Source organism: Paenibacillus sp. F024, assembly GCF_057814255.1.
This window is the reverse complement of sequence record NZ_JBVASZ010000002.1, coordinates 156,074-175,534: the sequence shown is the minus strand read 5'-3', so window position 1 is coordinate 175,534 and position 19,461 is coordinate 156,074. Positions and strand designations below refer to the sequence as shown.

18 protein-coding genes are annotated in these 19,461 nt (G+C 50.4%); 5 read left to right on the top strand and 13 right to left on the bottom strand.

Features of this window, described 5'->3' with window-relative positions; translation table 11 throughout:
- Positions 1–171 precede the first annotated feature (171 nt).
- A complete protein-coding gene (locus ACZYR9_RS04660) occupies positions 172–900 on the top strand; it encodes an alpha/beta hydrolase (protein ID WP_488977297.1) in 729 nt (242 codons plus the stop codon).
- A 6-nt stretch (positions 901–906) separates the two neighbouring features.
- On the opposite strand, the gene ACZYR9_RS04655 is transcribed toward ACZYR9_RS04660, so the two are convergent.
- The 3 genes from ACZYR9_RS04655 to ACZYR9_RS04645 form a co-directional block, all read right to left on the bottom strand.
- Positions 907–1,737: a lipoate--protein ligase family protein gene (locus ACZYR9_RS04655; protein ID WP_488977296.1), complete on the bottom strand. Its 831-nt coding sequence runs from the start codon at positions 1,735–1,737 to the stop codon at positions 907–909.
- A 133-nt stretch (positions 1,738–1,870) separates the two neighbouring features.
- Complete coding sequence (locus ACZYR9_RS04650; protein ID WP_488977295.1) at positions 1,871–2,413, bottom strand: GDYXXLXY domain-containing protein; 543 nt, start codon at positions 2,411–2,413, stop codon at positions 1,871–1,873.
- The gene (locus ACZYR9_RS04645) at positions 2,406–3,632 is read right to left on the bottom strand and encodes a DUF2157 domain-containing protein (RefSeq protein ID WP_488977294.1); all 1,227 of its coding nucleotides are present in this window, start codon (positions 3,630–3,632) and stop codon (positions 2,406–2,408) included. Before ACZYR9_RS04645 ends, ACZYR9_RS04650 begins: the two co-directional genes overlap by 8 nt.
- Before the next feature lie 239 nt (positions 3,633–3,871).
- On the opposite strand from ACZYR9_RS04645, the gene ACZYR9_RS04640 reads away from it, so the two are divergent.
- The 4 genes from ACZYR9_RS04640 (at position 3,872) to ACZYR9_RS04625 (ending at position 7,397) form a co-directional block, all read left to right on the top strand.
- A complete protein-coding gene (locus ACZYR9_RS04640) occupies positions 3,872–4,933 on the top strand; it encodes a metallophosphoesterase family protein (protein WP_488977293.1) in 1,062 nt (353 codons plus the stop codon).
- Positions 4,934–5,000: 67 nt separating this feature from the next.
- Positions 5,001–5,933 (top strand): NAD-dependent epimerase/dehydratase family protein, encoded by a 933-nt coding sequence (locus ACZYR9_RS04635; RefSeq protein ID WP_488977292.1) that lies wholly within the window; start codon positions 5,001–5,003, stop codon positions 5,931–5,933.
- A 193-nt stretch (positions 5,934–6,126) separates the two neighbouring features.
- Positions 6,127–6,396: a hypothetical protein gene (locus ACZYR9_RS04630; protein WP_488977291.1), complete on the top strand. Its 270-nt coding sequence runs from the start codon at positions 6,127–6,129 to the stop codon at positions 6,394–6,396.
- A complete protein-coding gene (locus ACZYR9_RS04625) occupies positions 6,393–7,397 on the top strand; it encodes an ATP-binding protein (protein ID WP_488977290.1) in 1,005 nt (334 codons plus the stop codon). The genes ACZYR9_RS04630 and ACZYR9_RS04625 overlap by 4 nt, the downstream gene beginning before the upstream one ends.
- Before the next feature lie 2 nt (positions 7,398–7,399).
- On the opposite strand, the gene ACZYR9_RS04620 is transcribed toward ACZYR9_RS04625, so the two are convergent.
- The 10 genes from ACZYR9_RS04620 to alaS form a co-directional block, all read right to left on the bottom strand.
- A complete protein-coding gene (locus tag ACZYR9_RS04620; protein WP_488977289.1) occupies positions 7,400–9,211 on the bottom strand; it encodes a peptidoglycan D,D-transpeptidase FtsI family protein in 1,812 nt (603 codons plus the stop codon).
- Between the two features lie 124 nt (positions 9,212–9,335).
- Complete coding sequence (locus ACZYR9_RS04615; protein WP_488977288.1) at positions 9,336–11,510, bottom strand: methyl-accepting chemotaxis protein; 2,175 nt, start codon at positions 11,508–11,510, stop codon at positions 9,336–9,338.
- A 351-nt stretch (positions 11,511–11,861) separates the two neighbouring features.
- A complete protein-coding gene (locus ACZYR9_RS04610) occupies positions 11,862–13,148 on the bottom strand; it encodes a peptidase U32 family protein (protein WP_488977402.1) in 1,287 nt (428 codons plus the stop codon).
- 33 nt (positions 13,149–13,181) lie between these two features.
- Positions 13,182–14,123 carry a peptidase U32 family protein gene (locus tag ACZYR9_RS04605; protein ID WP_488977287.1) on the bottom strand — a complete coding sequence of 314 codons (942 nt, stop codon included), beginning with the start codon at positions 14,121–14,123 and terminating at the stop codon, positions 13,182–13,184.
- Between the two features lie 27 nt (positions 14,124–14,150).
- Positions 14,151–15,209: an endolytic transglycosylase MltG gene (mltG, locus tag ACZYR9_RS04600; protein WP_488977286.1), complete on the bottom strand. Its 1,059-nt coding sequence runs from the start codon at positions 15,207–15,209 to the stop codon at positions 14,151–14,153.
- Between the two features lie 116 nt (positions 15,210–15,325).
- Positions 15,326–15,625 carry a DUF1292 domain-containing protein gene (locus tag ACZYR9_RS04595; protein WP_488977401.1) on the bottom strand — a complete coding sequence of 100 codons (300 nt, stop codon included), beginning with the start codon at positions 15,623–15,625 and terminating at the stop codon, positions 15,326–15,328.
- A gap of 30 nt (positions 15,626–15,655) precedes the next feature.
- On the bottom strand, positions 15,656–15,979 hold the full coding sequence (locus tag ACZYR9_RS04590) for a DUF1292 domain-containing protein (protein WP_488977285.1): 324 nt from the start codon (positions 15,977–15,979) through the stop codon (positions 15,656–15,658).
- 6 nt (positions 15,980–15,985) lie between these two features.
- A complete protein-coding gene (gene ruvX / locus ACZYR9_RS04585) occupies positions 15,986–16,408 on the bottom strand; it encodes a Holliday junction resolvase RuvX (RefSeq protein ID WP_488977284.1) in 423 nt (140 codons plus the stop codon).
- 27 nt (positions 16,409–16,435) lie between these two features.
- Positions 16,436–16,699, bottom strand: coding sequence for an IreB family regulatory phosphoprotein (locus tag ACZYR9_RS04580; RefSeq protein WP_010497096.1), 264 nt, complete (start codon positions 16,697–16,699; stop codon positions 16,436–16,438).
- A gap of 86 nt (positions 16,700–16,785) precedes the next feature.
- The gene (gene alaS, locus ACZYR9_RS04575) at positions 16,786–19,407 is read right to left on the bottom strand and encodes an alanine--tRNA ligase (RefSeq protein ID WP_488977283.1); all 2,622 of its coding nucleotides are present in this window, start codon (positions 19,405–19,407) and stop codon (positions 16,786–16,788) included.
- Positions 19,408–19,461 lie beyond the last annotated feature (54 nt).

Genomic DNA, 19,461 nt, shown 5'->3' with positions numbered 1-19,461 from the left:
TTAAAAAATTCTGTTATACTATTATTATAAACCTGTTTTCATCAACAAGACAAGAACTTACTTGAAAAATATGAAATGTCCGCATGCATATTACTATAACAGATGTTAAAAATAAGTGATACAGATACAGCTTTTCGACAAAACTATTATAATACAAAGGGGATGACTCCCATGGATGACAGCTTGTACTACAAGCGAACCATTGTCAAAGAAACCCTATTTTCCACGGAACTCGGTGAAGATCGTTCCTTGCGAATTTATCTTCCTCCCGGTTACAATGAGCTGTTATCTTATCCTGTAATTTACTGTCAGGACGGCGAGGACTTTTTCAATTTCGGCCGGATCGCCACCACCATGAACCGATTGATTTATGACGAAAATGTAGAGCCGGCTCTGATCGTCGGCGTGGATGTGGATAAGTCGGTCCGTACATCGGAGTACGCACCTGAAGGCGACAGATTTGCTGCATACTGCCGCTTTTTCGCCATGGAGCTGGTGCCCTTCCTTGAAAATCATTACCCTGTTAGGCGGGAATTAAACGAACGGATTGTCGCAGGCGATTCGTTAGGGGGAACCGTATCCTTGCATCTCGCCTTAGATTATCCTAGCCTATTTTGCAAAGTAATATCCTTATCGGGGGCATTTTTCCAATCGACTCGGGACCGTGTTGCACAGGAAACCGATTTATCTTGGCTTAAACTGTCCATGGTGGTGGGGTTGGATGAAACAGAAGTCCATACGGAGCGGGGAACCTTTGATTTTGTGGCAGCTAACCGAATGACCAAGCAGCTCCTCGAAGCGAGGAGCTGCCCGATGAACTATGAGGAAAAGCCCGGAAAGCATTTGTGGGGCTTCTGGCAGAACGAACTGCCCGGGATGCTGAAGCTGTTTCTTAAGTAATTACCGCTAGCTTTTTCGTATACCGTAACGCTGCTTCAACGTACCGATCATCTCGATCACCTGATCGCGTTCAGGAAGCCACAGTCCGGAGGCGGCCCTTCCCATCCCTTCCGGTGTTTGACGCTCACGGATGACCCGTTTGGCTCCGTCGGCAAACGTTACCGCGGCGTTCCTGCCGATTCCCGTAAGCTCCTCCAGACTGGCCATGCTCTCATCCGTTACCTGCGGATGATCCGCACCGCCGCCTTCAGACGAAGCGCGTTCGTAAAATTCGCGGGCCAGCCTTGCCTTTTCCATGCCCGTTCCTTCGGCAACGATAAAAGCCTGCACGACATAAGCGCGGGCTTGACGCCGCTGCGCAATGCCGCAAAACTTGCGGCCGCCAATGCTCAGGTCAAAATCACCCGGACAATAAGCGCCCTGCACTTCTCCCGTGCTCACACTTGCACCGGTTTCCTGCAGGGTCAAGCGGATAAGCTCAACCATCCGCTCAAAGTCATCGCGAAAATCAATTTCCCCCTGCCTACGCTTGGGCAGGATCAGCGATATATTAACAACGCCGAGATCCAGCGGGACGGCCGCTCCGCCGGAATTACGGACGGCTACGGAGTAGCCCTTCGTTTCAAGCCGCTCGACCGCAGCTCCCGCATGAGGCAAACGGCTGTCACGCAGGCCCATGACAAAGGCGCGGGGATGCCGCCACAGGTGGACCAAAGGCACTCCGCCCTCGCCAACATGCCTGCACAGCAGCTCCTCCAAGGCAAAAGGATACAGAACATCGGGTTCCGTAAGATCATTGGACCGATCAAGAATCAGCAAATCGGTTAATCCGCTCATGATATACTCCCTCTATGTATGTCACAAAATCAATACCCCCTATTGTAAAAGGGAACGCCCTTTGTTGCAAGTAAACGGCATCCGCACGCAGAATATAACAAACAGAGGCAAAATCGCTTCGCCTCTGCCTTTTTCAGTCTTTTCGTTCCTCTAATCCCTGAATGGCAGCTTGACCCCAGGACGCCACCTTCAGGTGAACAATCAATCGGTCCGCCTTCTCCTCCAACGGTTTGCCCGTATTCTCCGGAACGAAATATGTTTCAATGCCATATTTCACCGCAATCGCTTCATCCCAGCTGTAATCGATTCGCCCTTTCAAGACGACCTCCCCCTCCCCGACGGAGGGCTTCGACCCATAAGCGGCCTTGGGCTCAATCAACCCGTCGCTTCCCGGGGCCGCAACCACATAAATCGCTTTGCCCCGCTCCGCTTTGTTTTTTGAGTCCTTCCATAAGGAAGGGTCCAACCGGCTAATGTCATAGCTTAAAGTCACATAATCCCCGTACAGCAAATCTCTGGGATCGACAGGCACCGTTCGGACACGGACATCTTGACCGAACCAGCCGACCGCATAATAGGACACGGCGACCCCGACCAGCACCAGCGCCTGAAGCACCGCCAATCCGTACACAAGCAAGGAACGGCGCTTTACCGAAACCGCATTTCCGTTACTCATGCCGATTCCCCTCCTTTGCATCCTCCAAAACCTGCTTTTTCCGGCGGTTCAAGAACCAGCTGAGTCCAAGAAGAATCATTCCTCCGATGATAAAGAACAACGATTTATCCATGAAATCCCAGGTCAATTTACCGTAGGCCACCAAGGTGCTGCAGATGAAGAGCATTGTGCCGAAATTAATTTTGAACCGCCACTCTTCGGCATATCCGCTCCATAAAACGTACAGGGAGAAAATGAACAATGAGACTAAGTATAGCACGTCAATCCCCGAAGGCATGTAGATGAAAGGCACCAGCAAAATCCATTCGAATGCGCTTGAGGCTCTCCCGTTTTTCATTTTGCCTGTAATCGAAACGGCGAACAGAATCATCATTGCTCCGATATAATACAGCGGCTCCGGCCGAAGCTCCTCCATCATCCTGCCATTCCATTCGCCAGGGAATAGGACCATAAATACACTGAACAGGAATGCCGCTGTAAGCGGCGCGACCTGCAATGCGTACCCGCCGCGTTGCTGCACAAGCCAGTCGCCGAGCACATAAAGCGCCATCGCCGGAACAAACATCCATAGGAACGGAATATGTCCCGACGTTGTCCACATCAGCAAGTGCAGTGTTACGCTGAAGCTGAATAGCCAGATCAGAAGATTGCTGCGCCGCTTCCAGACATAAGCCCCGAGTACCGGCACCAGCAGCCCGAAAGCCGTATAGCTGAAAGTATCAAACTCGTTCACACTGTACCAACCGGCAACGTTGACAAGCAGCAAGCTAAGCAAATACAAGTACCGGCTGTTGTACAGATAAGCCGCCAACGCACCCGCGGCCGACCACATAATAAACGTCCCGGCATTGTAAGCCATCAAATGAAACATTTGACCGATAAGAATCATCCCTGCGCCGAAGGTGACAACGCCAAGAGCGACTAGCGAGATGCCCAGCTTATCGCTGCCCCTGCGCACCAACTTCTCCCCCGCGACGTAGAAGCCTGCCATTACCGCAATCACCATGCCCAGCCGAAGAAGCTGAGGAATGTCCTGCCAATTGGCCGCGATAAAGCTCAGAATCCCAAGCCCCAGTAAAATGCTTCCCAGAATCGGAAGCAGACCGACAGCATGCTTTTTATCTTCATATAAATGCAGAATCTGATTTACCTGCTCGCGGGTTACAATCCCCCGCTCGATCCAGAGAGGCGCTTCCTTTTCCACCCATTTCCGGCTCATCGGCCACACCACCTTTTTGTGCCTGACCCTACCTATCGGCAGGTCCTGTTAGTTTCAGTATATCCGAGCCGTTGAATTACGGAAGTACTAACTTCTTGTAGTACCTGTCCGATCGTCTGTTAAATCGGCCGTATTCCTGAAATTTTGGACTCTTCATCTGCAAAACGCATATTCTATTTTAATGCCTGCTCTATTATAATGAAGCTAATCAGCACTATACCCGGAGGGAACAGCCGAATATGATGTCCAGAAGGCTCTTTGTCAAACAGATGCTTGCCATCCTCACGCTGATGTCAGGCGGTGCCCTTACAGCATCTCAAATCTGGAACCGTAGCCCGAGCACAGACACTAAATCTGCAGCCGCGGAAAACCAGCCCCAGCTGCCAGAGGCTCAGAACGCGGCCGCCGATCTTTCCACACCGCTTCTTTCCTTTTTTCTGCTCAGCGATTTGCACATCTCCGCAGCAGACTCTGTATTCGACGGCAGATTGCATTTGGCGCTAAAAGATATCAGCAGGTTCGAATCGGCTGTGGATACGATCGTGCTGGGAGGCGATTTAACTGACTTCGGCAAAGAATCGGAATATAAGCGTTTGCGCTCGATACTAGATGATTACAAGCTCCCTCCGCTTTACGGAAATATGGGCAACCATGATTATTACGATATATGGTTGAACGCCAAAGGAGCCTTCTCTACGGAGACGATGCCCAACGGCAAAACAGACGCCATGTCCCGCGAAAGGTTTATGAGGTTTATCGGATATCAGAGCAAGCCGTATCATGAGGTATGGATCAATGGAGTTCATCTCATCATGCTGTCCCAAGAAACCTATGTTCAGGAAAAACCTGAGGTCGGAGAAGGGGCATGGTACTCCGACGAACAGCTGGCTTGGTTCGAAGAAGCGATGAGAGCGCATAAGGACGGGCGGCCCGCCTTTGTCTTTATTCATCAACCGCTTCCCGAGCCTGGAACGGACGGCGGTACGCATAGGTTAATTCGCGCCAAGCGATTCCGTGCCATTCTGGAGCCTTACAGCAACGTGTTCGTACTATCCGGACATAGTCACCGCAACTTCGTTGGAGAAGACCATTACAACCGGCAGAACACCTTTCACTGGTTCAACAATGCCTCCGTAGGCAAAACAAGGGCCAGACCCGGTCAATCGGGAACGCCGGTACAGGGAATGTACGTGCAGGTGTATCCTCATGAAGTCGTGGTTCGCGGCAGGGAATTCAGTAACCGGACTTGGATCGAAGGAGCGCAATGGAAGGTTCCAGTGCTTCCGGTCAAACCGTCCTGAATAACGTACCTCGCGGTTGGCCTCCATTAACGAACATTGTATTTCTACACGTTTGGAGGAATAAAAAATGAATTTTGTGGTCACCGGGGGCGCGGGCTTTATCGGCTCACACATTGTGGATGCGCTTATCGAATCGGGACATCAGGTGCATGTCATTGACAATTTAACGACAGGAAATCAGGAAAATGTAAATCCTAAGGCCCAATTTCATCATATCGACATTATGGGAGATCAACTCGGGGCCGTATTTGAGCAGGCCAAACCGGATATCGTCATTCATCACGCGGCGCAAATCGACGTCCAAACTTCCATACAACAACCGCTGTTCGATGCCAAAGTCAATATATTGGGCACGCTAGCCCTATTGGAGCAATGCCGCGAGCATAAGGTCCGCAAACTGATCTACGCCTCTTCTGCCGCCGTGTACGGATCTCCGGAGTATCTTGGAGTGAATGAACGGCATCCTCTCCACCCGATTTCATTTTATGGAATCTCCAAGCTTACGCCAGAGCATTATATTGAAGTCTTCTCTCATTTATCCGGAATCGATTTCACTATTTTGCGCTATGCGAACGTTTACGGGATTCGTCAGGATCCCAGGGGGGAAGGCGGCGTCGTGTCCGTCTTCGTGGATCGGCTGCTGAAAGGACAACAGGCGATGATCTTCGGAGACGGTGAACAGACCCGTGATTTTATTTATGTCAAAGATATCGTCAGCGCTAATCTGGCAGCCATCGAATGCGGAAGTAAAGGAGTATACAACATTGGCTGGAATCAGCAGACCTCGGTAAATGAGCTGTTAAAGCTGATGAGCGAGATTTGCGGCAAGCCGTTCGCAGCGCAATACAAGCCTCAGCGCGCCGGCGACATCATCCACAGCCGGCTAGATAATACGGCGGCTAAAGAGCAGCTTGGCTGGGAGCCCCGGTACACGCTGCGCAGCGGGCTCGGAGAGACGATTGAATACTACAGCCGCCTCTACGGATTCAACAAAAATTAACCGGCATAAGGATTTGTCTTATGAACGGGCATTGAATAGACTCTTCCTTTTCCGGAATCCGCCCTGCCTTTTTCTGACCGGTTTCACTTCGGTTTGAAAAAGGTTTTTTGGCATGATGTAGGAAATGGAAGGATTTTGTCGAATAAGAATAGCTATACGCTTATCCGATTATATCCTTAAAAGGTGATGTTTGTTGAATCTTATCAGCCAGCTTTTACTTCATATGCTTATTGTTATAACTCCCGTTTTGCTTTACCAGCTTTTTTGGATCGACCGCCTGCAGCGGGCGGACGAACGAAGCAAACGCTGGATTGCCGCCTCCATTTGTGCTGTAGTCGCCGTATTCAGTATGTCGTACCCGTTCGAATGGTATCCGGGATACCGTTACGATTTCCGCATGATTCCGCTGGCAGTTTGTTTTTTTTACGCCTTTTTTGGCAGTACCACAGCAAAATCAGGATGAAGCTTAATAAAATCGGCAGCGTATGCAGACCGGAGCTGCTTAAGTGCCAGCGGTACCCCATAATGACAGCAGAGACGGCCAGCGCCGGAACCGAACCGTCCAAACTGCTTCACCCTCTTAAAGGGGCCGTATTGGGGCTCATGATCTCCCTGATTTCGGCATTTGTCGCCCTGTTAACCCATTGGCTGGACGGAATTCCCGTCACTATACATTTTTTCACCTTTTTTTCTTTGTACTGCCTGATCTTTACAATCACTTCGGTACTTGTCGTGTATACCATACGTCAAATGAAGCAAAACCTGGATCTGCGCAAACGAATGCAGCATAACGATAAAATGAACATGTTGAGCGAGCTCGCGGCATCGTTCGCCCATGAAATCCGCAATCCGTTGACCGTTGTCCGCGGCTTTGTACAGATGATGGGTCAAAAGCATTTGTCCGAAGACAAGCGCCAGCTATACAATCAACTGGTATTAGAAGAAATGGACAAGGCCCAGTCTATCATCAACGATTACTTAGCCTTTGCCAAACCGCAATTCGATGCAGCACAGCTGTTCGATGCCAAGCCGGTGATCACTGCTGCAGTGGGATCGCTGCAAGCGTATGCCGATTTGAAAGAAGTGACCATCGAAATGCATTTGCAAGAGCGGCTTATGATTCTTGCGAATACGGATAAATTCATGCAGTGTATCGTTCACTTGTGCAAGAACGGAATCGAATCGATGCCGGGCGGCGGCAAATTACAGCTGGTCGGCGTTGTACAGAATCAAACCGTTTGTATCGACATTATCGATCACGGCGTCGGGATGACAGAAGACGAGATCCGTCGGTTGGGAACGCCGTATTATTCTACACGCGGCAAGGGAACTGGGCTTGGCATGATGGTGACCTATCGGACCATCCAGAACCTCCAAGGCCGTATTGACGTAACCAGCGAAGTAGGAAAGGGCACCTGTTTTACCATTTTGATTCCTTCCTTGCAGACATCGGCTTATCATTAAAGTTAAGGTGCCGCCAAAATATCCATCACTTCCTTAAACAAAGGAATGGATTTATTGCCGTGTCCTTCCGGCACGTTCTGTACGAGAACGGCGACAGCATAACGCGGCTGATCCGCAGGACCATATCCGATGAACCAATGATTTTCTCCAGGCTGGCCGTTGTGCTTGGTAACTTGTGCCGTGCCGGATTTACCTGCGAGCGGCCATTTGGCCGCCTGCAGCGCCGTTGCGGTCCCCTGCCCGACCACCTCTTTCATCCAGGAGAGCAGCCGTTGTGCTGTAGCAGGCCGGATCGGAGCGGAATCTTCCCGCGTAAGCTCTCTTGGAGGAAAAGAGGTGTGAAGCCGATCGGTTTGGAACCGGATTTCATGTACGATGCGAGGCGAGAATACCTTTCCTTGAGCATACAAGCTGACAACGAGATTGGCTGCCTGCAGCGGGGTCACCTGAACGTCCCTCTGTCCGATCGCCGTTTGCAGCAAAGCCCCCTCATCCCCTTTATTTGTCGAAGCGTGATACACCTGTCCCTGCTCCTCACCGTCCCACTGCTTGAATTCTTCCCGTCCGGGTACCGGTCCCGACCAGCCTACGCGCGTTCCCAAACCCAGCTTTTTTGCATACTGCTCCAATTTCTCTGCCCCGATACGTTTGGCAGCTTCTGCAAATACGATGTTGCAGGAATGCGCAAAGCCTTCCTCCAGCGTCAAGCGTCCATGCCCCCCCTTCTTCCAGCAGGTGAAACCGTACATTCCAAGCTCCCCGGTACATTCAAAGGTTTCATCCAGATCCACCGCTTTTTCTTCCAACGCTGCAGCGGCCGTTACCGCCTTGAATATCGAGCCAGGCGAGGTCGCTTTTAAAGCCCGATTGCTCCAGTTTCCTTCAGCAGGGTCGACGTGTTCGGGATGAAACGAAGGACGGCTGGCCATGGCTACCGTATCCGCGTTCTGAATATCCAGCACAACGACCGCTCCTTCCGCGATCCCCAACCGCTCCATTTGATGTTCAATCCGGCTTTGAATATCTTTGTCCAGCGTTGTAACCATTTTTAGCGGATAGTAAGGATTGTCCGGCGATACCGTTCTCATATCCAAGCCGGGCAGTGGCCTTTTCATCCCGTCGGTAAATAAAGAAACCGAGGTAGGCCCTATGCCCTGAAGCCAAGGCTCGAATGTTTTCTCCAGTCCGGCATTGCCGATTTTACTTGTGAGCTGAAGCTCGCCTTTATGCACCTGGTCTGTGAACTGCCGCATGATCCGGTCCGGATTTTGTCCAATAAAACCAATGACTTGACCTGCCGTTTGCTGCTCTTCATATCGCTGCTTGTAGCGCATCACCCGAATATCCGGCAAGCCGAGCGCTTCAATATGCTCCGCCTGGGAATCCGTAAGCGCGACGGGTCGGCCCGATTCGGACCATATGGCCGGCGATTTCAATCCGCTCACGAAAGCATGCCATTCCTTCACGGATATCCCCAGCCATCGGGCAATCCGATTCAACGACTCTTCCCGCCTGCTTCCCCTTCCCGTCGGGTTCTCCTCGCGGATAGGAAACACCGTCAACACCTTGATCTCTTTACCGGTAAGAGGAGTACCTTTCCGATCAACAAAATCTCCTCTGCCGCTGTCCAGTATCAGACCGTTTTCCCTCTGAATCACGGAGTTCTCCAGCAAATCGATGCCCCTTCCAGCGAAGCTTCGGGTTGCGACGACTTGTATCCAGAACAGTCTTATGTTCCAAATGATCAAAAGAACGACAATCAGCAGTAAAACAAAGAACAGTCGATGCTTTTTCAGCCCGGTTTCGTCATTCATGCCCAATCTCCTTTCATGCCTATTATCTAGTAATAGTATGTTCAGATGTGCTTTGCTCCAAACGCTGCTATCGTTGGAATGACGGCAAAAAGCCTTTTCCCGCTTATAGGAAAAGGCTTCAATACTATACTTGGAATTTGGAAAGAGATTCTTTCAAAGAGTTGGACAGCTCCTCCAGCTTGTCCGACAGCTTCACAAGACCATCACTGATATTCATCTGTTCCGAGCTTAAGGAAGCGACCTCCTGAGAGGTGGCTGACGATTGCTGAGCTACGGCACTCACATTGGTCATCGCCTCATTCAATACCACTTGCGAGGTTTCCAATTCGCTGATGGATTCGGTCACCTCCGAAAGCCTTGTGATCAAATCGCCCATCTGCGAATCGACCTGTTTAAAGATGGAATCCGCTTCTTTAACGGATTGAATCTGCTCCTGAAAGAGCGGATAAGCCTGAGAAAGGACGTTTACCGTTTCGTCAATCTCACTTTGAATTTTCTCAGTGATTTCACCCACGATTGCAATCGATTCGCGGGACTGGTCGGCAAGCTTACGGATTTCATCGGCCACCACCATAAACCCTTTGCCTGCCGCACCGGCTCTGGCCGCCTCAATGGTCGCATTTAAGGATAAAATGTTCGTTTTCTTCGTAATACTGTTCAGCATTTCGAGAATTTTGCGGATGGAGCCGGTGCTTTCCTTTAAGTTATCTACTTTTTCCACCATTTCCCGCGTCATCGCTTCGGTTGAATTCGTCTTGCCGATCAACTCGGACATGTATTCAATCCCCTGTTTACTCGACTTCTGAACCTCTGATGCGGAAGTGCCCATAACGATATTCGAATCCACCACATTTTTCATCTGCATCCCGATATTGTGGGTTAATTCATTCCCGCGCTCCGATTCAACAGCCAGGCTGGATGCCCCATTCGCGATTTCCTCCGTAGCGACAGCGATCTCCTTGGCAGAGGTTGCCGTCTTCTTCGAAACCTCGGACAAATCGCTGGCGGTATTCAGCACATCCTGCGCAGACTGATTGGTTTGCTGTACGAGTCCGGTGATTTTCTCCATCATTTGATTGAAGCTTTCACCCAGCTGGCCGATTTCATCCTTCCGTTTGACGGTCATCCGGACTCTTAAATCACCCTGCTCGCCTTGTTTCATCAAGTTGCGAAGCATAATGATCGGTCTCCCGATCATCCTGGCGATGAAATAACCGATAATGATGGCAATTACTGTGGCGACAGCTGTCATCAACCAAGTCATATTCGATATCGTTTTGGCGTCCCTTACCAGCTCGTCTACCGGCATTTCGCCCACCAGCAGCCAATCGTTCTTTTGAGAATTATAGTATACCAGCTGCATGGCTTTATTGTCGCTTAACAGACTGCCCATATCATTTTGAAACGCTTCCTTTTGAACGCCCAGACGGCTGTCATTTCCGATAATTGCCCGATCCGTGTTATAAATCAGTTTCATATCGGGACCGGCAATAATCGTCCTTCCGCCTTGACCCATATTGATAGCGCTTAATTCTTTGTCGATAACATCCAGCTTGATTTCAATCAGCAGAACCACCTGATAATCGCTGGTTACCTTTAACACACGCCCTAAACCGAAGCTGGCCGCATTCGGAACTCCAACGTTTTCCGAGAAGCCTCCCAGTTTGGTCTCCAGCCATGACACGGCTCCGTCATTTGCCAAAATCGATTTGAACCAGTTTTCTTGCGCTATGCCATCGTATTTAAGGGTACCGCCCGATCCAGCCAACGGTTGGCCGTCGGATGCTATCAGTTGAATGGAGCCGATCGCTTTATTCGAATAAGAATATACGTTTAGCATTTCTCCCAGCCGTTGACGAAGCACGAGATATTCATAGCTGGATTTTTCTAACCGATTCAACTCGTTTAACACATTCTTCAAATCTTCGTCGAGCAAAACTTGCATGGATAAATCTTCGTATGTAGTGTACAGAATATCCAGTTTTTGTCCCGCTTGAACAATCGTCTGTTCAGAGGCTTGGGCCACCTTGCTCTGAATCACGTCTTTGGATATAAAATAGGAAATGAAGCCAACGCTCAAGACGAAAAACCAGATACACAAAAGAAAAATGACAAAAAGCTTTGCTCCAACTGACTTGAACAGGTTATCCATTCTAATCTCTTTTATTGCTGCTGCAAGTGAAGAGACGGAAGCTCCTTGATGGTTACGCCTGTTAGACAATATTGTACGAAACTGAGCTGCGAGTGCTTTGCCGGCTGTTTGCAGGCTGGCTTTGAGTGAAGACCAAGAATTCTTCACAGAGAACACCACCTAAAGTTGGTATAGTTTACTGAAAGTGTAAAACATAGCTTATACCTATTCGACATGGTTTGTCATAATCCTTTTCCATATCTCTCGGATTATAAAAAAATATAGTTCCACCGCCCTAAATAAATAATGATGACAGTAACAAGTCTGCCGAGAATCATGACTATAATCACAACTTCCTTTTTATATATCGGGACAAATCAACGAAAAAATTATAGTCTTTTATAACTAAAATCAACTATTTCACTGCTGAAGCAGACTACTAACCGCTTATGCTAAGCGGCAGCACAAAAAAGCCGCAGCTTTCTACGGCTGCGGCTTTTTTCATCTATTCTTCCAACCTTATTGCTTGCCTATCTTCTTCCTCATCAGATCCAACGGTTGAACCGGCCGATCCACCTTCATGCGGATCAACTGCAGCGGATGACGTGCCGCATCAAGCGGTTGTCCGTCCTCCGTACTCAGTTCAGGCACGGTCTGTTTAAAAAAGGTTCCCTTAGGGCCGAAAAATTCCACCTCTTGACCCGGTTTGAAATGGTTGCGCTGTTGAATAAGCGCCATTTGGGTCTTTGCATCGTAATCCATAACTACGCCGACAAAATCATACGGCGCAGCCTTGTCTTCCGGTTCAAAGATGTGGTCTTCATGACTTGGCTCGCCATAGAAGAAGCCTGTATTTAACGGCCGGTTAGCCGCTTTTTGGATCTCATACAGCCATTCCGGTTTCATTTGGTAATGCTCCGGATCGGCAAAATACGCATCAATCGCCTGGCGATAAGCGTTCACTACCGTTGCCACATAGTGTACGCTCTTCATCCGTCCTTCGATTTTGAAGCTGTCTACACCCGCACGAATCAGCTCCGGCACATGCTCGATCATAGCCAAGTCCTTGGAGCTCATAGAAAACGGGTTATCGCCTTCTTGGAACAACGGAATCTCTTTGATCCCTGTCTGCTGCTCCATATCCTCTTGCGACGTGAACAAATCATATTTCCAACGGCAGGACTGACAGCACCCGCCGCGGTTGGAATCGCGATCGGTAAAATGGTTCGAAAGCACACAGCGGCCCGAATAAGAGCTGCACATGGCGCCATGCACGAATGCCTCGATTTCGATATCTACATGTTTTTTAATTTCCAGAATCTCTTCCATCGTAGCTTCTCTGGCCAAGACGACGCGGTCAACTCCATCTTCCTTCCAGAACTGTACGGCCTGACGATTCATCGTGGACTGCTGCGTGCTCAAATGAATCTCAAGCCGCGGCGCCACGCGTCTGCATGTTTCAATAATGACCGGATCCGCCACGATGATGGCGTGAACCCCGGCATCTTGAATTCCCCTCAAGTACTCCTCGAGACCGGGCAAATCCTCGTTATGCGCAAAAATATTGGTAGCCACAAACACTTTGGCCCCATACTTTTCGGCAAACTCAACCCCTTCTCTCATCTCTTCGAACGTAAAGTTGTCCGCATTTGAACGAAGGCCGTATTGCTGCCCGCCGATATATACGGCATCCGCACCATAATGAACGGCAAATTTCAGCTTCTCCAAGCTGCCAGCCGGCGCCAGCAGCTCCGGCTTTTCCAGCCGCACGCGCTTGCCCAGCAGATCCTGCTTCAATAAGGTCATCATTTCCACCTCGCTTTTATTTCTTTCGTACGATTAATATACCTGTTCTTTAAAGAAAAAACCGTAAGAGAGCTCACGCCGCGGATCCTGCAGCGCACGGATCGCCTCCAGCCACTCTTCTTTGAATTCGTAGTTTTCCGGGTCCGACACATAAGCGTCGATCGCTTGACGGTAGCTTCGGATCACGGTTTCATTGTACTCGACGGTTTTAAGCAGCCCCTCCAGCTTGAAGCTGTCAATGTGGCCCTCCATCAGCTCATGAAGACTATCCAGCATACAGATATCATCCGAGCTCATAATGTGCGTACCGTTCTCATCCTCGTAAACTGGATAACGTTCGTCCTGGCGTTCCTGCTCGATCAGAAACAATCCTTCTTCCATTCCGAGAGAGCGATTTTGCAGCGCCTCCGGCCTTCCCTGATGCTCTTTATAATTCGTAAGCAAGCTCCGCTTGGAATGATAAATATTCGTAATGCCGTGCACCTGTACCTGTACTTCCATTTCATCGGCCAGCTGCCGCTTGATATCGATCGTCTCTTCCAAATTCAGTTCGCGGGCCAGCACCATCCTTACGGCGCCTTTCCGTCCCCAGTAACGGGCAGTGGCATGATTGGTGGAAGTCATTTCCGCGTTCCAATGCAGCGGCATGCCGGGCGCGGCGCTGCGGACAGCAATGACTACAGCCGGATCCCCGAAGACAAGGGCATCAGGCCTGATCTCTTGCAGCTTGCTTACATAGGCCTCCAAATCGGGAAGCACTCCGTTATCCATTATATTATTTACCGCGACATATACTTTAGCCCCATGCTCATGAGCCCAAGGAACAAGCGTACGCAGCTCCTCCGTCGTCACTTCTCCCGGGAGCCGCGAGCCAAACCTGTGCTCGCCTACAACTACTGCATCCGCTCCGGCCTTAATGTAGCGCCGTACCTCTTCCGCTGAGCCTGCGGAGATCAGAAGCTCGGGTTTATTCATCTTCTACCTCACCTGCTTTATCTAAAATCACGGATTGCCCGTCTTATTGCTTTCGGCAATATTTTTATTATGCTGCTCGAACGTTTCGGCGAACAAATGCCCTCTGGTCCCATCCTTTTTGGTCACATAAAACAAATATTTGGTCTCTGCCGGATAGATGGCCGCCCGTATGGAAGCCAGACTCGGGCTTGCAATCGGTCCGGGCGGAAGCCCCTTATTCAAATACGTATTATACGGGCTTTCGATGCGCAGATCCTGAAAAAGCAGCCGTTCCTTTTGCTTATCGAATAAATATTGGACCGTAGCGTCGATTTGCAGCGGCATACCCAGCTTCAGACGGTTATAAATTACACCGCTGACAATGGGCCGTTCTTCCTCAACCACCACTTCCCTTTCAATCAGCGAAGCAATGGTCATCATCTGATGGAACGTCAAGTTCTGCTTCGCCATTGCTTCTCTCCAGTCCGGCGGCAGCTGGGCAAGCCGTTTGTCAAGCTCTTGCGTCATCGAAGCGATGATCTCATTGGCGTCGGCGTCCTTATTCCATTCATAAGTTTCGGGAAACAGATATCCCTCAAGGCGGTAACGAAGGGAGGGATCATCCGGAATATCCGCCCCCACGGTTCCCGGCAGCCCTTTATAGCTTTGCGCCGCCTGAAGAAAGACCGAGCTGTCGAACCCTTGCTCCGCTTGAAGCTTCTCGGCGATCTGCCGCACCGTAAACCCTTCGGGAACCGTAAGGCGCAGCCCCGCTTCCTTGACCGTCTCTCCCCGGTTCAGCTGCCCGATAATTTCATCAGGCGAAAGCCCCGGTTTCATGTCATATTCCCCGGCCTTAAAGCGGCCGCCCTCCTGCTTATATTTCAGATACCATGTAAAAATATCAGCATTGTGTATAATCCCCTTCTGTTCAAGCTCTAAAGCCAGCTGCGCCACACCGGTCCCCGGCGGGAAAGAAATCCGCTGCGCCTCGTCCAGCGGCGGCATAGGCTGCAGCGCTTTACTCACATATAAAGCGAGCCCTCCCCCAGCTCCGGCAGCCAGGAAAACAAATAGGATCAATCCCCATAAGACAACCCGTTTCATCGACCTTCGTCTCTCCACAATGATGTTATCCCCGCCCCTCTGCACGCCTTGCTTAACAAACGAAAAAGAGCGGATTATCTCCGCTCCAGACAACGTTAAGGTTAAAAGTTGAATCCTTACAACGGTTCGTCAGCTGGAAAAGTCCATTCGTCGAAGACCTCGGAGACATTCTCCCACTCCTCATCATCTTCGATCGTTTCGAGCTCCAGTTCCCCGTCGTGCTTGCGCGAAACGCGATAAACCTCAGGCTCGTCTTCCTTGCCGGGCTTCACTTTTTCCAGCATCGCATAGCTCTGACCGTTAAGGATCAGCTCGGAAACGATGCGGTAAACTACGGATTCCTGATGCTCATCATACAAAATAATATCATTTCCGTAGGCTTCTCGCAACTGACGTGTAGGTTCAGCTTCCGTCATTCTCTTCAAATGAAGGCCTCCTTTCGCAGCTTATTTGGATTCTTCGTCATCTTCCTCGAATTCATCCATCAGCGTATTGAAGGTTTCCTCCACAATATTCCATTCTTCTTCGTCTTCAATCGTATACAGCTGCAGGTCGTCACCGTCTTCTTCATAGCGGAACGCATACACTTCGTCGGATTCCTCATCGGCATCGACAGGAACAACCATCATGTACTTTTTGTCCGAGCCGTCCACTTCAAATTTCATGATCACTTCAAACTCTTCTTCGTTGCCTTCATCATCGGGAATGTAAATAATTTCCGGCTCTTCAAGCAGTTGCTCCTGATTGGAACTTTGATCCTTCTGGGACACAGTCCATCACCTCTTCGATTGAGATTGGGAATCCATAAATCCTTGTAAAATGAGCGCAGCCGCCATCTTATCAACAACCTGCTTTCGTTTCTTGCGGCTGACGTCCGCCTCCAGCAGCGTTCGCTGAGCCGCGGCCGTCGTCAGTCGTTCGTCCCACAAATGCACCGGCATTTGTAGGGTTTCATGCAGTTGTTCAGAAAATGCGATGCAAATTTCTCCACGGGGACCGATCGTGTTGTTCATATTTTTCGGCAGCCCAACTACGATTTCCGTTACCCCGTACTGCTCTACCAACGCTTTGATACGGTCCATATCGCGCTGTACCGTCGATCGGCGAATCACCTCAAGTCCTTGTGCCGTCCAGCCGAGTTCATCACTGACAGCGACGCCGATCGTCTTGTCACCGTAATCCAATCCCATGTAACGCATAGCTGCTCCAATCGGCCTGTCTGCACCTTAAGATTTATACTGTTGGAGATAGGAACGGACGAGCTCCTCAATCAGTTCATCTCTCTCCCTTTTGCGGATGATGCTCCTTGCATTGTTGTGTCGCGGAATATAGGCCGGATCGCCGGAAAGCAAATAACCGACGATTTGGTTGATCGGGTTGTAACCTTTTTCCTGCAGCGCGTCATACACCGCTAAAATGACTTCTTTGGGTGATGTCTCGATCTCTTCCGCTTTGACGTTAAACTTCATCGTTTTATCCATTGAACTCATTTGGAGAAGCACCCCCCTGCCATCATAATAACCTACATATTCCACATATTCGCCGTTTGCCTAAAAATTCCTCTTGACAAATAAAATTATTTTCTTTCCAGCAATGTTTCAACGCTTTGGATCGCTTCCTTCAGCTTCGACGGATCTTTACCGCCCGCCTGGGCCATATCCGGTCTTCCTCCGCCGCTTCCGCCGCAGAGCGCAGCCACTTCCTTAATCAGCTTCCCGGCATGATAGCCTTGGGATACCAAATCCGGCGTAACGGCGGCAACAAGGTTCACCTTGCCTTCAGCGGAAGCTCCGAGTACGATAACCGCCGAACCCAATTTACTTTTCATTTGATCCACAATGTTCCTGAGCGTCTCCATATCGCTTGCCGAGACTTCCGCAGCAAGAACAGCCACCCCGTTAACCTGCTTCACCTGATCTGTTAACGATCCCGCTTCAATACCGCTCAGCTTCGCTTTGAGCGATTCGTTCTCACGGGACATTTCTTTAAGCTGTGCAAACAATCCGTCAATCCGCTTCGGCACGTCCGCAATATTGGACTTCAGCAGCCCCGCAGCGTCTTTGAGCAGCTGCAGCTGGTCCTCCAAATACTCATATGCGGCTCGTCCCGTCACCGCTTCGATCCGGCGTACGCCCGATCCGATACCGGACTCGCTGATAATTTTGAACAGACCGATTTGGCTCGTATTTTGAACATGGCATCCTCCGCACAGCTCTAGGCTGTAGCCGCCCACGCGGACCACACGGACGACTTCTCCGTATTTCTCGCCGAATAAAGCCATGGCGCCCATCGCTTTGGCTTCCGCGATCGGCTTCAAAGATATATCGACAGCAATGCTTCTCCAGATTTGTGCATTGACGCGCTGTTCGATGTCCTGCAGCTCCTCGCCCGTAATGCTGCCAAAATGGGAGAAGTCAAAGCGCAGCCGCTCCGGCGCCACAAGAGAGCCAGCCTGATTAACGTGCTCGCCGAGCACTTCTTTCAGCGCCTTATGCAGAAGATGCGTCGCCGTATGATTTTTGATAATATCTTCACGCACTTCCTGGGTAACGGTAGCCTGTACCTGATCGCCTTTGCGCAGAACACCTGCTTCAACAACGACCGTATGAACGTGCTGTCCGTGCGGAGCTTTACCGACATCCTCCACCTTGAGCACCGTGTCTCCGGCGGTCATATAGCCGTGGTCGCTGACCTGCCCTCCGCTTTCCGCGTAGAACGGCGTCACATCGAGGATGACCTGACACGTCTCACCCGTGCCTACTAAATCAACAAACTGATTCTCATGTACGATCTCCAGCACTTTAGCAGTAGTTACCAAATCAGTATAACCAACAAACTCGCTTTTAACCGTATAGTCGGCCAGAGGACCTCCCTGCACCTTCATACTGTCCGCATCCTGACGGGCCGCCCGGGCACGGTCGCGCTGCTCCTGCATCGCTTGGTCAAAGCCGGCGCGATCCACGGTCATGCCTTTTTCTGCAGCGAAATCCTCCGTCAGATCAAACGGGAATCCATAGGTATCGTACAGCTTGAATGCATCGGGGCCGCTGATTTCGGTGCTTCCTGCATGGCGCGATTTGTCTACCATTTCAGCAAGGATGGCAAGCCCGTCGGACAGCGTCTCATGGAAGCGTTCCTCTTCCGTACGGATGACCTTTTCAATGAACTCGCGTTTTTCCACAACCTCCGGATAGTAAACCCCCATAATCTCTCCGACAACCGGTGTGAGGGAATGCAGGAATGGCTTGTCCATGCCAAGCACCTTGCCGTAGCGAACCGCGCGGCGAAGCAAACGGCGGATGACATAACCGCGGCCTTCGTTGGACGGCAGCACGCCGTCGCCCACGGAAAACGCCACTGTGCGGATATGATCGGCAATGACCTTCAGCGCAACATCGGTTTCCTCATTCTGCTTATAGGTTACGCCTGCGAGCTTGCACGTTTGTTGAATGATCGGCTGGAACAAGTCTGTATCAAAGTTCGAATCGACGTCCTGCAAAATCGACGCAAAACGCTCCAAGCCCGCCCCCGTATCGATGTTCTTGTTCGGAAGCGGTGTATAGCTGCCGTCTTTATTATGGTTGAACTGGGAAAATACAAGGTTCCACACTTCAAGGAAGCGTTCGTTCTCGCCGCCGGGCCAGCACTCCGGATCGTTCAAATCGCCGTAAGCATCGCCGCGGTCATAGAAGATTTCCGTACAAGGTCCGCAAGGGCCTTCGCCGATATCCCAGAAGTTTTCTTCCAGCTTGTAGATTCGTTCCTCCGGGAGGCCGATCTTTTTGTTCCAGAAATCAAACGCTTCCGTATCCTCGGGGTAGACGGTAACGGACAGCCGGTTCGGGTCGAAGCCAATCCACTCGGGACTCGTGAGAAATTCCCATGCCCAGGTGATGACTTCCTCTTTGAAGTAATCTCCGATCGAAAAATTTCCCAGCATCTCGAAAAACGTATGGTGACGGCGCGTTTTGCCCACGTTTTCAATATCGTTGGTGCGAATGCATTTTTGCGAGTTAGCGATCCGGGGATTGTCCGGTACGACGCGGCCGTCAAAGTAAGGCTTCAGCGGCGCCATTCCGGCGTTAATCCACAACAGCGACGGGTCGTTATGCGGTACGAGCGGCGCGCTGGGCTCGATTTTATGCCCTTTGCTTTCAAAAAACTCCAACCACTTGGAGCGAATTTCACTTGCTTTCATTGGATCTCGTTCCTCCTGCAACCATAATATAAATATAAAAAACGCCCCTGATGA

Coding starts and splice junctions, on each gene's coding strand:
- ACZYR9_RS04660 (WP_488977297.1), top strand. CDS start 172: ATGGATGACAGCTTGTACTACAAGCGAACCATTGTCAAAGAAACCCTA.
- ACZYR9_RS04655 (WP_488977296.1), bottom strand. CDS start 1,737: ATGAGCGGATTAACCGATTTGCTGATTCTTGATCGGTCCAATGATCTT.
- ACZYR9_RS04650 (WP_488977295.1), bottom strand. CDS start 2,413: ATGAGTAACGGAAATGCGGTTTCGGTAAAGCGCCGTTCCTTGCTTGTG.
- ACZYR9_RS04645 (WP_488977294.1), bottom strand. CDS start 3,632: ATGAGCCGGAAATGGGTGGAAAAGGAAGCGCCTCTCTGGATCGAGCGG.
- ACZYR9_RS04640 (WP_488977293.1), top strand. CDS start 3,872: ATGATGTCCAGAAGGCTCTTTGTCAAACAGATGCTTGCCATCCTCACG.
- ACZYR9_RS04635 (WP_488977292.1), top strand. CDS start 5,001: ATGAATTTTGTGGTCACCGGGGGCGCGGGCTTTATCGGCTCACACATT.
- ACZYR9_RS04625 (WP_488977290.1), top strand. CDS start 6,393: ATGAAGCTTAATAAAATCGGCAGCGTATGCAGACCGGAGCTGCTTAAG.
- ACZYR9_RS04620 (WP_488977289.1), bottom strand. CDS start 9,211: ATGAATGACGAAACCGGGCTGAAAAAGCATCGACTGTTCTTTGTTTTA.
- ACZYR9_RS04610 (WP_488977402.1), bottom strand. CDS start 13,148: ATGACCTTATTGAAGCAGGATCTGCTGGGCAAGCGCGTGCGGCTGGAA.
- ACZYR9_RS04605 (WP_488977287.1), bottom strand. CDS start 14,123: ATGAATAAACCCGAGCTTCTGATCTCCGCAGGCTCAGCGGAAGAGGTA.
- mltG (WP_488977286.1), bottom strand. CDS start 15,209: ATGAAACGGGTTGTCTTATGGGGATTGATCCTATTTGTTTTCCTGGCT.
- ACZYR9_RS04595 (WP_488977401.1), bottom strand. CDS start 15,625: ATGACGGAAGCTGAACCTACACGTCAGTTGCGAGAAGCCTACGGAAAT.
- ruvX (WP_488977284.1), bottom strand. CDS start 16,408: ATGCGTTACATGGGATTGGATTACGGTGACAAGACGATCGGCGTCGCT.
- ACZYR9_RS04580 (WP_010497096.1), bottom strand. CDS start 16,699: ATGAGTTCAATGGATAAAACGATGAAGTTTAACGTCAAAGCGGAAGAG.
- alaS (WP_488977283.1), bottom strand. CDS start 19,407: ATGAAAGCAAGTGAAATTCGCTCCAAGTGGTTGGAGTTTTTTGAAAGC.